The organism is Hymenobacter lutimineralis (genome assembly GCF_008271285.1).
Classification (GTDB): Bacteria; Bacteroidota; Bacteroidia; order Cytophagales; family Hymenobacteraceae; genus Hymenobacter; species Hymenobacter lutimineralis.
Genome location: NZ_VTHL01000002.1, coordinates 213,575 through 228,948, shown reverse-complemented (window position 1 = coordinate 228,948; position 15,374 = coordinate 213,575). Strand labels below are relative to the sequence as shown.

The 15,374-nt window shown below is 57.9% G+C and carries 8 protein-coding genes; 1 reads left to right on the top strand and 7 read right to left on the bottom strand.

Annotated features, from left to right (window positions below):
• Window positions 1–36: 36 nt before the first annotated feature.
• From FY528_RS03230 to ruvA, 5 genes are all read right to left on the bottom strand, one after another.
• Entirely contained in the window at window positions 37–1,335 is a 1,299-nt protein-coding gene (locus FY528_RS03230) for a M28 family metallopeptidase (protein ID WP_149069551.1), read from the bottom strand.
• Window positions 1,336–1,348: 13 nt separating this feature from the next.
• Complete coding sequence (locus FY528_RS03225) at window positions 1,349–1,753, bottom strand: VanZ family protein (RefSeq protein ID WP_149069550.1); 405 nt, start codon at window positions 1,751–1,753, stop codon at window positions 1,349–1,351.
• 11 nt (window positions 1,754–1,764) lie between these two features.
• Window positions 1,765–2,145, bottom strand: a complete 381-nt coding sequence (gcvH, locus tag FY528_RS03220) for a glycine cleavage system protein GcvH (protein ID WP_149069549.1) — start codon at window positions 2,143–2,145, stop codon at window positions 1,765–1,767.
• A 162-nt stretch (window positions 2,146–2,307) separates the two neighbouring features.
• Window positions 2,308–9,603 carry a T9SS outer membrane translocon Sov/SprA gene (sov, locus tag FY528_RS03215; RefSeq protein WP_262383893.1) on the bottom strand — a complete coding sequence of 2,432 codons (7,296 nt, stop codon included), beginning with the start codon at window positions 9,601–9,603 and terminating at the stop codon, window positions 2,308–2,310.
• Between the two features lie 116 nt (window positions 9,604–9,719).
• Window positions 9,720–10,325, bottom strand: coding sequence for a Holliday junction branch migration protein RuvA (gene ruvA / locus FY528_RS03210; protein WP_149069548.1), 606 nt, complete (start codon window positions 10,323–10,325; stop codon window positions 9,720–9,722).
• A gap of 734 nt (window positions 10,326–11,059) precedes the next feature.
• On the opposite strand from ruvA, the gene FY528_RS03205 reads away from it, so the two are divergent.
• Window positions 11,060–12,244 (top strand): carboxypeptidase-like regulatory domain-containing protein, encoded by a 1,185-nt coding sequence (locus FY528_RS03205; RefSeq protein WP_149069547.1) that lies wholly within the window; start codon window positions 11,060–11,062, stop codon window positions 12,242–12,244.
• Window positions 12,245–12,278: 34 nt separating this feature from the next.
• Here FY528_RS03205 and FY528_RS03200 read toward each other — a convergent pair whose 3' ends face one another.
• Together FY528_RS03200 and FY528_RS03195 are read right to left on the bottom strand one after the other, a co-directional pair.
• Window positions 12,279–14,555: an NADP-dependent malic enzyme gene (locus FY528_RS03200; RefSeq protein ID WP_149069546.1), complete on the bottom strand. Its 2,277-nt coding sequence runs from the start codon at window positions 14,553–14,555 to the stop codon at window positions 12,279–12,281.
• Window positions 14,556–14,709: 154 nt separating this feature from the next.
• Complete coding sequence (locus tag FY528_RS03195; protein ID WP_149069545.1) at window positions 14,710–15,312, bottom strand: hypothetical protein; 603 nt, start codon at window positions 15,310–15,312, stop codon at window positions 14,710–14,712.
• Between the last annotated feature and the right edge of the window lie 62 nt (window positions 15,313–15,374).

Genomic DNA, 15,374 nt, shown 5'->3' with positions numbered 1-15,374 from the left:
CTCGCGGTATCCCGAGCTTGGTCGGAATAACTGCGTTTATAGGGTGCGCGTAATTTTCGTCAAAAACCGTTTGGCTAAATCGAATACCTGCGGAAACAGGGTAAGAGGCAGTTGCGGTGCTTGGTCGTGAACATCATGGTAGGCAGCCGTGCCACCCCGGGTGTACCAAAAGAACGCAGGAACCTGATACTCCGAAAAAGGAAAATGGTCGGAGTTGGCCGCTTGTCCTCTAGCAGCTATGGAGCCTATAGCGCCCGACTCTGAATTAAGTTGTTGGAGTAACTGGAACTCGGCAGCGTGTACTTTTCCGTTGACGACGGTTATCCCTTCTGCGCCAGTACCCACTAAGTCCAGGTTGAGTAGGAAACGAATGTTTGCCAACGGAATAGTGGGCTGATGCACGAAAAACTGCGAGCCGAGCAGGCCTGCTTCCTCCCCGCTGAAACCAATGAAAGCCACAGAATACCGAAGCCGATGGGCTGGTTGGGCAAAATAGGCAGCCAGTTCCAGCAGCATAGCCGTTCCGCTCGCGTTATCATTGGCGCCAGGGAAATATGCCTTTCGGCCGAGTTCCCCCAGATGGTCATAGTGGGCTGCTACCACTACAAAAGAGTCGGGTACTGCCGTGCCTGGAACATAGCCCAAAACGTTTTGCGTAACATATCGGGGAAGCAGGTTTGCTTCAATATTCAGGGAAAGCCAGGCTTCCCTAGTGGGCCATGCGGCTGCCCGGACGATTAGACGCGCTTGCCCACGCTGCGTAGCCGCAACAGATGCCGTAAGCTTATCCGTAGTCAATACCACCACTGCCGATGCCTGGGTTAGCTTGGCTACCAACTCAGGCCGTTGCGCCAATCGTGCCTGAACTGCTTGCGAGTACACTACTGCCGTATGCCGCAAGTCCTGCTGAAGCAGTTTGCTTAAGCTAACTGGATCTGTGAAAGCCAACGTATCGAAGTAGACGACGGCTAATTTCTCCTGTAAGGAGCCGGAAGTAGGATCAGGAATAAAGTCCTTGCCAGGGCGCAGCACGTGCTTGCCGAGCGTTACGCTTAAAGCGCCCGGAAAAGTGTTGACGGCGAGGGGAAAGGGCTGCCGGTACTTTTTTGTCCAGCTTTTTAGGCCCAAGGTCTTGAAGCGTTTGGCTAAATAAGCTGCTGCCCGTTGGTCGCCCCGGTGCGTATATCCGCGCCCATGCAGCCGCTTACTGGTAAGCACCGTTAGGGTCTGACGAACACGTGCCATATCCTGAGATGCGGCCGGTAGTGCAGTGAGTAGCCAAAAGCCTAGAAAAGGCGACGCGACCCAGCCGCCACGCAAGTAGTTGTGCCGCATACCCAGGACGGAATCAGCTGAACTTATGTCTAACTCCCCAAGCCATTAGTAGGCCGAGGCCCATACCGATAGCGTCGCTGAGGCCATCGGTCCATTCGCCGTGCCGGCCCACTGCCATGGTGGTTTGCAGTAGCTCAATCAGCAAGCCGAAGGCAACCCCCGCTACCAATAGTACCCACACGCAGTGGCGCTGTAACCAAGGCCACGTAAGCTGGCGGCGGGCCGAAAAGTAGCTAAGCACGGCCAGCATCCAGAAAACACCCGCATGCGCCGCCGTATCAAACGAAAGGAGTTGCCAGCGGGGCTGAGGCGGCATCTGGTTGGCGGGAGTAAGCGTAAGGACCAGAATAAACACCGCCCACGCGACGGGCAGCGCAAGGTAGGCGCGGCGGCGTGGCGTGGGCGGGGCCGGAGACATCAGGAAGAAAATTAAGCTCCTACCAGTTCACCGTAGGTTTCGGCGGAGAGAAGGGCTTCCAGCTCGGCGGGGTTGCTTACCGAAATCTTCACCATCCAACCATCCCCGTAGGGGTCGGAGTTAACCAGCTCGGGGCTGCTGTCGAGCTTGTCGTTTATTTCGAGTACGGTGCCGGTGATGGGGCTGAACAGATCCGAAACGGTCTTTACTGCCTCAACGGTACCAAATACGTCGTTCTGAGCTACTTCTTTATCCAGGGTGTCGATGTCAACATATACGATGTCGCCGAGTTCACGCTGGGCGTGGTCGGTGATGCCGATATACGCTACGTCGCCTTCAACACGAACCCACTCGTGTTCTTTGGTGTACTTGAGGGTGGCAGGCAAATTCATAAAAGCAGGGGTGAAATAAGAGTCTGGGATGCCACGGCAATGGGCCGTGCCCAAAAGTAAGGGTTAAATCCTGGATTGGCTAACGCAGAAGCCAGCCGAAGAGGTTAGAAAAAAGCCTCCTGTCTCACGAAGATAGGAGGCTTTTCTGTTGGCGCCGGGCGGTTACTGGGAGAGGCTATACCGCAGCTGCAGGCCGCCTTCCGTGGCCGCGTTGCGGTAGCCGGAAGTGCCCCGCGGTTCCGAAATCACGCGGGTAAAGTAGAACTGCAGGTTGAGCCGCTGGTTGAGGACATAGTCGATGGTAGGGCGTAGCTGCACCTGCCGGCTGCCATTCACAATCTGCCCGCGCGGGGTACCCAATTCGGTCGTGCTGGCATCCACAATAGTGCGCTGCGCCGTGGTGTTGTCACGGATGGATAAGTCGAGGCGGGCGGTTAGCTCGTTGCGCAGGATGCGCTGCTCCCCGCCGATGCGGAACGGTAGCTTCAACTGGCTGGTCACGTAGCCAAAGCCAAAGATTACTTCCTCCGTGTGAACTTCGGTTACCTGGGCGTTGATAGTGTTCAGGGAAACCTGGCGCTCCGTCCGGTACTCCACGTTGCCGGTCAGGTTGTTCAGCGTTTGCACGTTCAGTCGGATCAGCGGCGACATCCGCTCGATGATACTTACCTGCCCCAGCACGTAGTACGGAACAAACAGCCCGTCCTGCACCACCGTCGGAAAATCCTCGGGCTTGCTCAGGTACTGCGCCGAGGTGGAGTAGCTGCTCACATTGTACACCGAGGAGTAGGCGTGCGACAGGGTGACGGAGCGGAAGTAGCGCTGAACCAGGGGCAGCTCGCTCAAACCGTTGTAGTCGACGCGCCAGTTGGGAACCGGTAGTACCGAGAAGGGGTCGAACTTCTTGGCTTTGTAGCCGCTGGAAGACCGGCCGCGGTAGGCATCCAGGAAAGCCGGAATCAGCACGTCCTGGGAGTTGTAGCTGTACTTAGGGTCGTTGGCATCGGTAGCGGCTACCAGCTTATCGCGCACAAAGCCGCGGTTCGTCACAAACTGGCTGAAGGCCTTGGAATCCGTGCCGTCCCGGCTTAGGTCGCCAAACAGAGTGCCTACCGAAATAAAGGAAGCGGAGAAAGACCCCGTTTCCAGGGGCAGGCGGGGGGCCAGCTCGTTCAGTGGAAGCTGGGTAGTTTCGTCAATAGCCCGCCGGTAAAACGACTCGTTGTTGCGGACTGTCTGCTGGCGGGCATCCAGCTGAATGTTGAAGTCGCGGAACGGTTCCAGGCTGGTGCGCAGGTTCAGGTCCGTGGTAGCAAGGTTGCTGAGCGGGGTATTGAGGTACTGGCTTTCCGGGGTGTACCAGCCGCGCGAGTTTGCCCGGTTGTACAGCTCTTCCAACTCGTACTGGCGGCCAAGGATAAAGGGCAGGCCCGGGGCATTAAAGTCACCATCCAGGCCGAGGAACTTGGTGCGGGGCAGGTAGCCCGGCAGCAGCGTGCCGGCACTGCGGGTGTAGGTAAAGTTGAGGCTACGGGCCGTCATCAAGGAGCGCAGCACGGCCTTCACCAAGCGCAGCTCCGACTTCTTGGTGGTATCGGCCGCCGCTGGCGTAGCGGGGGTACGCCCGCGCGGGGCGTTGGGGTCGGCTGGGGCTGGGCGCTTGGGCGCGGGGGCGTTGTTGATGATGTTGAGGAAGCGCACTTTGTTGTAGAGCTTCACCAAGTCAATCTTGCCGTTGGCGCTGAACTCGCTGTTGTTTTGAATCGTGTTACCCAATTTCAGCGTTTTCAGGCTGTCGATGGGGTCTACCAGCGCCGTGGAGGCCGCCTGCCAAGAGTAGGTAGCCGCGTAGCGCGTGTCGGCCGTGAGCCAGTCAGTCAGCGGGAATTTGTCGAGCGGCAGCCGGTACGTGAGAGCTACTACTTGATTGAAGTTGGTAGTACGTCCACCGCGCTTCAGGTTTTCCCGAATCAGGGCGCGGTTGCGCTCGGCCTCGGGCGAATTGCCCAGCGTAGCCCCCGGACCTTCATCAATAACCCCACGGTTGGTGGCCGTGTAGTCAAATGCCAGGCTCTTGGTAAGGTCCCACTTCAGGTCGTAAATGCGGTTAACGAAAAAGCTCTTCTGGAAAACGCCCGGAATGCCAGCCGGAGACGGAACTTCGCCGGGCTGGGTGATGCGCTGCAGGAACCGCTCGTTGTAGCGGCGGTCCAGGTCGGCCCGAAAGGCAAACCGGCTGGGCAGGGGCGTGAAGTTGAGTTCCTTGAAAAACTTCAGGTAAGGCGAGTCCAGGGCCTTCACATTGGCCAGCGGCGTATAGTTCTTGGGCGTCGTCTGGTAGGTGTAGGCCAGCGCGCCGGTGTAGGTGCGGGTGAAATCCTTATCGGTGCGAATATCGGTGTGCAGCTGTTCGGTGAGGGCGTAGCTCAGCGCAAAGTTCTCGATGTCGTAGGGGCGCACCTTCTTTTCGGGATTGGTGCGTTCCTTGCGCAGGTTCAGCACGCTGAAGCTGCGGCTGCTGGTCTGGTCGATTACCTCTTTTCGGTACTCTTCCCGCTTGCCCGCATCCTCAAATTTCTGCAAGGACTGGCTAAGCTTCACATCCGGGTCGAGCGGGTCGTACTGGGGCGAGCGGGACTCATGCCCAGCCTGCACCAGCACTGGAATGCGCAGGCCCAGCTTCTCCGGGAGCAGCTTATCCACCGCCACTGTAGCGTTCAGGTCGCCGCGGGTAACGTCATCCAGGGAGCGTTGCTGCACCCGGTCCTGCAGGCCGCCAAACCCAATGGAGGTATAGCTGCCCGTAGCCGTAATGTTTGCCAGGTCGGCCAACTGGGTATTGAACCGGGCCGTGGCCGCCCAGCCCACCGTGCGGTCGAAGTCGAATACGCGCAGCTCGTTGGCCCAGATGCATACCGACTGATCATTCCCGTTGTCGGTGGGGTTGAAAACGCCAATCATCACGCCCTGCACGGCCGAAAAATCAGGGTTGCCCAGCACCGTGATGGTGCGCCCGTCGGCCAGGGTTTTGGTGTAGGGCGTCTGCAGGGAAATACCCAGGCGGTTGCGCTCCACCTTGGCATCGACGAAGTCCTGGAAAGCCACATCGATTACATTCTGGGGGTTCCATATCTGGGCTTCGGTGGTACTGCCCTGGGGCGTAATCTTCAGCGGCAACGAGTACTCGTAGTAGTTCTGGGTGTAGTCGGTGCCGATGCGCAGGAAGGCGCGCACCTGGTCGTCGCGGGTGCCGGTTTCACTTTCCGCGTGCAGGAACATGCGCAGGCGCTTGTAGCGCAGCATGTTAGTGCTGATGTTTTTGTAGGAAGCTTTGCCGTAGCCTTCCCGGAGGCCTTCCACGCACAGGCGCAAGCTCTGCTCATTCTGCTCGCGGTTTACCGTGCTGGAGCCGTACTCCTGGTCGCGGCGGATGCCGGGGGGCAGCACGTAGGGAATGGCGTCGCCGCCGCCGGCGCCGGAGCGGCCGTTTTCCTCAATGCTCACCGTCGAGATTGTGAACAGGTCCGCATCCGTATCGGTATTCACGTTTGGTTTGCCTGGCTCAGCCACGGTGCCCAGATAGCGGCGCCACTGGTTAGCCACAAACTGCATCTGCACAAAGCGCAACACGGTGGGCTGCTGCCACTGCGTGAGATAAAGGCGCATGAAGCGGATACTCTTAAAGCCGAACGGCTCGTTTTTGCCATCGGCGCTCCGCACGGCCGAGGGCTGACGGATGGGAATCCGGAACTGGTACCAAGTGACTATATCCCCGTTGATGCGGTTGCTGACCTTATCGATAATGTAGTTCTGGCCTACTTCCAGCTCCCCCGGGCGCAGCGGCACCCGGTACTCGTAGTAGCGCTCCGTGTCCTGGATGATGTTGTCGCGGTTCAGGTCCTCCTTGTCGGGTAGGGGCGTGGAGCTTTGCTGGCTGTTCTCGGCGGAGTTGCCCTGCAGCCCGTTGTACTCCTTGTACCGCCCCAGAATCTTGACGTCGCGGCCGCCGGAGGAATAGTAGTCACTCAGGTGGTGGCGGAAGTTGTCGGCGGAGGGGTCATCCACGTTGGCCAGCACCCCCGTCGAGAACTTGGCTTTTTCTTCGGCATCGTTCAGGCCGTCCAGGCCCACATCCTGCCGGTCGCGGCCACCGGGGGCAGTCGAGAAGGCATCGGTGAGAAACTGCAGGCGGCTGGCCCGGCCATACTGGGTTTCGTCCGTGTCGCGATTCGGCTCCGCGGGGTTGTCGGAGAGGCCGTTTTCAAACTCGTAGCGGCCATCCTTGAGGGCGTCCTCCGAAATAGTGCCCAGGTTCAGGTACAGCTCGCCGCCCGTGATATTTTCGGTGGGTGTGTTCTGAGAGTCGTTGATCTGGCCATTCTTTCCCTTCAGGAACGGGTCCATCAGCCAGAACTCCAGGTACTCAATGTTGGCGTTGTCGAAGTCAGTATCGAAGGTGATTTCCCGGCTAATGCCTGCGTAGTTGCTTGCAGCACCGGGCAGCGTGCGACCATCGGCACCCACCTGTGGGTTATAGTTGTAGGGGCCGCGCTCCGCCGGGAAATACGCCAGGTCCAGGGGGTATTCGTAGCCATTGCCCACAGTGCCTACGTCGCGGTTGGGGAAGATTTCCTTGCGCTGCACCCCCCGGGTGTAGTGGTTCAGCAGGTCGTCGGCGGTGATGTTGCTGGGGCGGCTGGGGCCGCTGTTGTAGTAGCTCTGGTCTACGCTGTACCAAGCCAGCTTGGCGCGGCGGTAGTTGGCGGCCAGGTCCGTGGTAGAGCTGCCGCTCAGCAGCGGGGTAGGCGTAGCCGCCAGCCGCCAGGCCGTGAGGGAGCTTACACCGCCCGTGAGCGTGTAGGGCGTGCGGGCGGCCTCGAAGTCATCAATGTAGGAAACCCCGTTTTCCCCGCGGCCCAACTGAGTTTTGCCGGGAACCAGCTGGGCAAATTCGCCGCTGAATGATACCGTGGAAGGGGCCTTCGTGGAAATGAGGGGCAGCATGTCCAGGTACCGCGTCAGGGCCCGCGACTCGCGGCGCAGGTTCACATCGAGGCCGTAGATGGTGTTGTTGCCCGGCTCATCGCCAATGTTCACCCGGTTGATGCCCGGGGCCTGGTTTTCCAGCAAGTGCAGTACCGTCGCCCCAAAGTTGATGTCGTCGTTGAGGCGGTAGTCGAAGCGGGCTCCCAGCAAGCTGCGGGGCTGCACCTGCACCAGGGCGTCCTTCTCAAACGTCACGCGCAGCTCGTTGGCGGCGTTCAGGTAAGCCGGGTTCAGGACTTTTACCTTGGCCTGGTCGTAGAAAACCTGGTAGTCGGTGCCTTCCGTGAGCAGGGTGCTGCCGGCGTATACCCGCACCGAGCCCTCGGCCACCCGGATGCCGGGTAGGTTAATTTCATCGGAGGAAGTAGCCTGGTAACGTCCCCGCAGGAAGAACTTGTCTTTTTCCTGGCGCTGCTGGGCGTCGCTCTGCACCTGCTCGTAGAGCTCCTGGTACACGTATTTTTCTACCAGCAGCCTTTCCCCTACCGTGTCAAACTTCGACTTCAGGTAGCGGCCAAACGGCTCCACCTGCGGGAAGATGATGCGGCCCTGCTCCGGGTCGATAGTGATGCCGGTCAGAAAGTCGAAGTTGCCATCGGAGGGCCGGTCGTTATTGGCGTTGGCGTTGTCGAGGTTGAAAACCTGCACCAGCGGAATGTTGGCAATTTTCTCCCCTTCTTTCAGCGAGAGTAAGTCTACACCCGTCTCGTCGTCCTTGTAAATGATATCCAGCCGGAACTGGTCACGGTTGAGTTGGGTAGCATTCAGGGAGTAGATGTTTTTCATCATCAAATCCCAGGTGGGGTACTGCAGTGCCGGGTTAGTGCTTTTCAGCATCTTCAGAAACACTACCTGATCCTCCTCCACGCTGGCCCCGTACGATTCCGAGGTTTCGCCCACTTTGTAGGGCTTGCCATTGTAGGTGTACTCGTACGATACACCCAGTACCTGCTCGGGCAGTAGTTGGGTGTTGAGGGAGATATAGCCTAGCTGCTCGTTGAAGGTGTACTCGCGGGGGTCGAGCTTGCGCGCCCGCACGTGCTCAAAGTCGATGTTCTTGGTGAGGCCCATGCCCGCCAGGGAAGCATCCACGCCAAGGTTGTCGCGGTTGCCTTTCACCAGGTCATACTCCTTGTTGGCGGTGTTGTCGGTGGGCGTGCGGGCGTTGCCGCCTTTGTCGAACAGGTCGCGCTGGTAGATAACTTCCGGCTCGCCCAGGTCCATGAGCGTAACCACGTTGCGTAGGTTCTCGGTGGTGCGGTTGTCGTTCGTGACGTACACCTCCAAGCGCCGGATCTGAATGCCCGACTGCAGCGTGGGCAAGTTGCGCAGGGAAGCGTCGTACCGGTCGCGGAAAAACTGGGAAAGGAAGAAGTGCCGGTCCCGCTCGTATTGGCTGGCCTTGATTTCAAACGTGCGGCTCTGCCCGCCGTTGGATACACGTACCTCGTCGGCCTGCCCGCGCAGGGTTGAGGCTACGGCCGTCACAGCCAGCTTGCCAAACTGCAGCTGGGTTTTAGCTCCAAACAGGTTCTGCCCGCCTTGGATCAGGGAGTTGTTGAGCGGCAAGCTCACGTTACCCAACTCTACCTTGCGGATGATATCCGTATCGAAGCCCGTGAAATCGAGCTTCATGTTGTTTTCGAAGTCGAAAGCAGCCTTCGTGTCATAGTTGAGCGTCACCCGCATTTTCTCCCCGATCTGGCCGGTGAGGTTCAGGTTCATGTTCTGCTCAAAGTTGAAGTCTCCGGTTTTCTGCTGGCGCAGCGTTAGGGTAGGGTTGCGGTTGCGGTTGAACTTGGCCCCGGCCCGCACCGTCACCGAGCCATTGGGTCGGATATCGACGTAGTTACCCCCGAAAATGCGATTGGCGGCGGGTCCCAGGTAAATCTTCGGAATCAGGCGCTGCGCAACGGCGGGTGCGCCGGCTTCCCCGGCTACACCGCCCGCCGCGCGGGTGCGGAAGTAGTTGCGGATGGTTTGCTGCTGCTGCCAGCGCGAGTACTCCTCAAACGACATACGCGTGGGGTCCCGGAAGTCAATGTCCGTTCCCACGCGCTCCGACACATCCACGCCCTGCAGGCTGTCGTCCACGCTTACGTTCAGGTTCACGTTCGGGGGCAGTTCCAGGAGCAGGGGGGATTCCCGGCGCTGGGGGCTCAGCCGGTTGCCGATACGGTCTTCCGGATCTACGCGGGGCCGGCGGCTGGGTCGGTAGCGGGTGGTATCGGTGGGCGTAGTGCGGGGCGTATCGGGTAACCACGCAAGCCGGCCGGCCGTATTACGCCAGGTAGCCCAGCTTAGCCGGAAGGCCGCGCTGGCGCCGCCGGTGGCACCCGCCTGCGACCACCACGCCAACAACGACGCCAGAACTAGGGATACGGTGGTAAAGGTCTTCTTGCCGGTATTCAAGCAGGGTAAACATCAAGCCGCAAGCCACGAGCCGCAAGCTGTTAGGTAGGAGGAATGGAAGGCGTAAGCGGATTTCTCCCCGGCTGCTCTGAAGTAGCTGGTAGCAGGCGGCTTACTTAATGGGACTTAAGAGCAAATTTAATTAATTCTTCCACGCTCAGGTCGTTGCCGTGACGGTTCTGAATCTGGTCGAGGGTCTTCTCGGCAGCCGCGCGCGCAAAGCCCAGGGTCACCAGAGCAGCTAACGCCTCGGAGCGGTTTGTATTGTGCGCTTTGGCCAGGGGCACGGTATCGATGCCGGCTTTGGCCAGCAGCTCATCTTTGCGCAGCTTGTCCTTAAGCTCCAGCACCACGCGCTGGGCCGTTTTAGGCCCTACGCCCTTGATGCTCTGGATAGCCCGCACATCTTCCTGCACAATGGCCTGGCGGATTTCGCCCACCGACATCGACGATACCATGACAATGCCCGTACCCGGCCCGATACCCGACACGGATATCAGCTGCATAAACAGGGCCTTTTCATTCGGGTCCAGAAAGCCGTAGAGCGTTTGCCCGTCCTCTTTGATATGCTGATAGGTATAGAGCTTGGCCAGTTCTCCTTCGGCGGGCAGCTTGGAGTAGGTAGCCAGCGAAATGCGCACTTCGTACCCAATGCCGCTCACGTCGAGGATGGCTTGGGCGTGGTCTTTATAAGCGAGTTTTCCGTTGATATAAGCAATCATGCGTGAGGAAGGAGAAAAGGTTTTCTGTAGCTAGATAACACCAGGTATGAGATTCTCTCCCAAATCTACCGGCTTTTTTCAGCAATAGCAGGGTTAGCCTTCTGTATCATTCCAGTGAAATGGATAATGGATTTAGTCGTATTCTCCACAAAGAAACTACGTGTCGTAGACCAACGGGAAACCTGTTTTCCGTTAGCGGGAAGTAATAGCTTAGCACGCAGGAAATGTAGCGCTACGCACGCTTTCTGTTGGCACTGGTAGTGGTAAATGATTATTTGTCAGCTAGTTAAACAAGTGCCCTTTGTATGTAATTTTTACTATATCGGTTTCGCAAACAGTGTAGGGGGTATAGAGACGCGACACTTCGCGTCTCCACGGTGCTGGATTTTGGTCAGGCGGCGCGAACGTAAAGACGCGAAGAGCCGCTTCTCTCCACGGCGTCTGAATCGGCCATATGAAAACGTTTTTTCCGCTCAGTCTTCGGCCGACTGAACGAAGCGGCACGCTGGCGTTTGAAGCAGAATACTTGGAGCAGCGCCTCGAAGCCGGCGAATGACAAAAAAATTGCTGACAATGAGACGGATACACGTACGGAGGCACGCGAGTTAAGACGGAAGCCAACGTTACGTTCCAGTAGACCAAGAAAGCACAAGTACTCTGAACAGCAAGGTACTCTCCGATTTTCGGACGAGCTTGTACTTTCTTTGTTTTCAATCCTACCGCAAGCACACACTATGTATAAAGGACTCCTTCTCTTTGTCGTACTAGCTATACTATTAAGTTGGCCAGTCGTTGCACAAGTGCGCCTGCTCGGCAAAGTGACGGATGCGGTAACCGGGCAGGGGTTGCCGTTCGTTAGTGTGCGGGTACCTGATACCGCTCTCGGAACGACGAGCAATGCGGATGGCGAATTTGAGTTGATATTGCCAGCAAAAGGCAAGCAACTCATCTTCTCGGAGCTTGGGTACGTGCCCGACAGCGTGCTCGTGGGTGAAGAAAAATCCTTGTTGGTGAAGCTGAAGCCTTCTCCGATGCTGTTGCCCGAAGTGCAGGTGCCCAATTACGTGGAGAACTTGCTGACTCGGGCCTATCGGGTGCTGCTTCGCAACAACCATGTCCACAGCTATGGGCAGGCGTTTTATCGGCAGGTTACGCGCCTGCAAAAGGAAGCCACGGAAGTGCAGGAGCAGCTGTGGAATACCGAAACCTGCAATACCGGGGTTAAGGGTACGGCCTTGATGCAAGGCCGGTACGCCAAGAAAAAATCACTGGTGACCTTTGAGAATTTTTCGGTAAACACCAGGGGCAATATTGACTTTATGCCGGATGCTGACAGCACGAAGGCCCGGTCTTTTCTTAGTCCCAACGCCGGACAATACTATACGCTCAAACTGCTGGGCATTGAGCAGCAGGGGGCGCAGCAACTGGCCGAAATTGGGTTTGTAAGTAAGTCCAGCCAGATGGCGGGCAGCGCAGTCATTGACGTTGTGACCGGGCAACTATTGCGACTCAAAGTAGCCATGAAGGGGTTTTCCTTCACATCCAGCAATCCAGATTTTGAGCTTCGCAACGGTGTTATGAACTTCGAATGCGCTTTTCTGCCTGGAGACCGAGTGCCAATCCTGAATTACATCAATACCACTTATACCGCTGACGCAAAGCGCAAGTTGAAGCCTACGCTGGCTGTGCACGTATCGGCCTTTGCTTTCTTCTACGGAGGGCAACCTACCCCATTACCTGGGGTTACATACGAAAAGCCTAATTTGAACCAGGCGGACTTAGCCGCCGTGAAAATGGCGCCCTATGACCCGGTGTTTTGGCAAAATAATAGCGTGGTGAAACGGACGCCCCTGGAAGAGGAGGTAATCAAGTCATTTGAGCGGGAAAAAGTTTTTGGCAATATGCTTTCTCCGCAATAAGGCCCGCACGGGCCTTATTGCGGAGAAAGCATAATTACAGTCCTTTGCCACCCGCTTTTTGCGCGTCGACCACGGCAATGGCGGCCATGTTCACAATCTCGCGCACGGAGGCGCCCAGCTGCAGAATGTGCACCGGCTTGCGCATGCCCATCAGCACCGGCCCGATTACCTCAGCCCCCCCGATTTCCTGGATAACCTTGTAGGCAATGTTGCCGCTAATCACGTTCGGGAAGATGAGCGTGTTGGCTCCGCCTTTGTCGGCCAGCTCCGAGAAGGGATATTGCTCCTGCAGCAACTCGGGGTTCAGGGCCGTGTTGGCCTGCATTTCCCCGTCCAGAATGAGTTCAGGATAGCGCTGCTTGGCCAGTTCCGTGGCGCGGCGGGCTTTGTCGGGCAGCTCGCCGGGGTTGGAGCCGAAGTTGGAGTAGCTGATAACGGCTACCCGCGGCTCGGTGTCAAAAAAGCGCACGGCATTGGCCGTCAGGCCAATGATATCCACCATTTCCTCCGCCGTGGGGTCGATGTTCACTGTGGTGTCGGCGAAGAAGTAAGGGCCCTTTTTATGCTGAATGATGTACATGGACGCTACCCGCTTGACGCCTTCGGCCACCCCAATAGCCTGGAGGGAGGGAATGATGCTTTTCCCGTAGTCTTTGCTCAGGCCGGTAATAAAGGCATCGGCCTCCCCATTCTCCAGCATCATAGAGCCGTAGTAGTTTCGCTCCCGTAGCAGGCGGCGGCCTTCGTAGCGCGTCATGCCCCGGCGCTGGCGCTTCTCATATAGCAGCTCGGCATACTGCTCCCGCTTGGCTTCTTCGTGCAGGATGTCGATAATTTCGCAGCCTTCCAGGTCAAGGTTGTTTTCGGCGGCGAGGCGGGCAATCTTGTTGCGGTTACCCAGCAGGATGGGCTGGGCAATGCCTTCGTCCTGCAGAATCTGGGCGGCTTTCAGGATCTTGTAGGTGTCGCCTTCGGCGAATACCACGCGTTTGGGGTTGCTCTTTGCCGCGTTGGTGATGCGGTTCATCAGCTTCTGATTCACGCCCAGGCGGCTCCGCAGCTCATCCTCGTAGGCGGGCCAGTCGGTGATGTGCACGCGCGCCACCCCGCTGTCCATAGCGGCTTTGGCTACGGCCGGGCTGATGGCGGTAATCAGGCGTGGGTCGAGGGGCTTGGGAATCAGGTAGGTTCGGCCAAAGCTTAGGGTATTGTCGCCGTAGGCCCGGTTTACCATATCCGGCACGGGCTCCTTGGCTAGGTCAGACAGGGCGCGCACGGCGGCCAGCTTCATGGCTTCGTTGATGCCGGTAGCCCGCACATCCAGGGCCCCACGGAAAATGTAGGGAAAGCCCAGTACGTTGTTTACCTGATTGGGATGGTCGGAGCGGCCGGTGGCCATGATGATGTCCGGGCGCGTAGCCATGGCCACCTCGTAGGCAATTTCCGGATCGGGGTTGGCCAGAGCAAACACGATAGGGTTGGGGGCCATTTTCAGCAGCAGCTCGGCGGGCAGCACGTTGGCCGCCGAAAGCCCCAGAAATACGTCGGCCCCATCCAGGGCTTCGCCCAGGGTGGTAATGGCCCGGGAAGTAGCAAACTGCAGCTGCAGGGAGGCCAGGTCCGTGCGGCCGGGGTGAATGATGCCGTCCTTGTCGAAGACCACAATGTTTTCCAGGCGTAGCCCCAGCTCCAGGTACAGGCGCAGGCAGCTGATGGCCGCGGCGCCGGCCCCGCTCACCACGACTTTAACTTCCTCGATTTTCTTGCCAACAACTTCCAGCGCATTCAGCAAGGCCGCCGACGAGATAATGGCGGTGCCGTGCTGGTCGTCGTGCATCAGCGGAATGTTCACTTTATCCCGCAGCTCCGTTTCAATGCGGAAGCACTCCGGGGCCTTGATGTCTTCCAGGTTGATGCCCCCAAACGTCGGCTCCAGCGCCTTTACGATGCGGATGAACTCGTCGGGGTCAGTAGCGTCTATTTCAATATCGAAGCAGTCGATGCCCGCAAACTTCTTGAATAGTACGCCTTTACCTTCCATTACCGGCTTGCTGGCCTCAGGACCGATGTTGCCCAGCCCGAGCACGGCCGTACCGTTGCTGATAACGGCCACCAGGTTGCCCTTGGCGGTGTATTTGTACACGGCATCTTTGTCGGCCGCAATTTCCTTGCAGGGCTCCGCTACGCCGGGTGAGTACGCCAGCGCCAGGTCCAACTGGGTGCTGACGGGCTTGGTGGGAATTACCTCAATTTTGCCGGCCGGACTCTGGGAATGATAATCAAGGGCCTCTTGCTTGTTGATTTTGAGCATGGGTGTGCAGTACTAGGTGGTACCCGCGGGGCGGGGTAAGAAGCAAGTTGGGGCGAAAACCGCCGGAATCAAAGTTTGCGCGGCATGTAGCGGACACAACAGCGCCCCGAACCGCAGGCGGCCGGGGCGCTTGTCCTAAGCAGCTCCGTTGGAGCTATTGAATTGGAAGGTTGGAAAATGTGCCCCACAACGTCAGGTTGCACCGCTCCTTGTCTGTGGGGTCCCAGGAAGCATCGGTGGGGTCCGTAATATTTTCCATGCGCATCTCATAGCTGCCGCTCAGCAGGTGGCGCTTGGCATCGTAGGCTGTTACAGTCAGCTGTCCGCCCATATGCGAGTTGTTACTGTCGTAAATGCTGCCGGATATGCTTCCGGGCTTATTCTCGCGGTAGTATACATATCGGACATCAGCAGCACCACTTTCCGTATTAGGCATTGATTTCAGCGTATACGTGCCGATAATAGCGGCCGTAAGCTGGCTGCGTTCTATCGTGAAGTTTACCGCGTCCCGGCCTTCTTTGGCATCAAAGTGAACATACAGCAACTCATCGTTCAGGATGGCCTGGTGCTGAACGTCCCCCGAGGGGTAGCTGATGGCTGCAATGACGTTTGGGGACGGATAATAAATGCTGCTGCCCATGGTAAACGTAGCTGCCGGGGCTGGAGCCTCTGGTTGTGGGTCATTCTCTTTGGAGTCACAAGCCGCCACCCCCAAGAGGAGAGTAGCGGCCAGGACGAAGCGTGCTGTTGTTTTCATAGCTAGTAGAAAAGAGTGTGGCAGGGCTTTTTGCAACCTTCGTGCCCGTTTCCAGGAAAAGT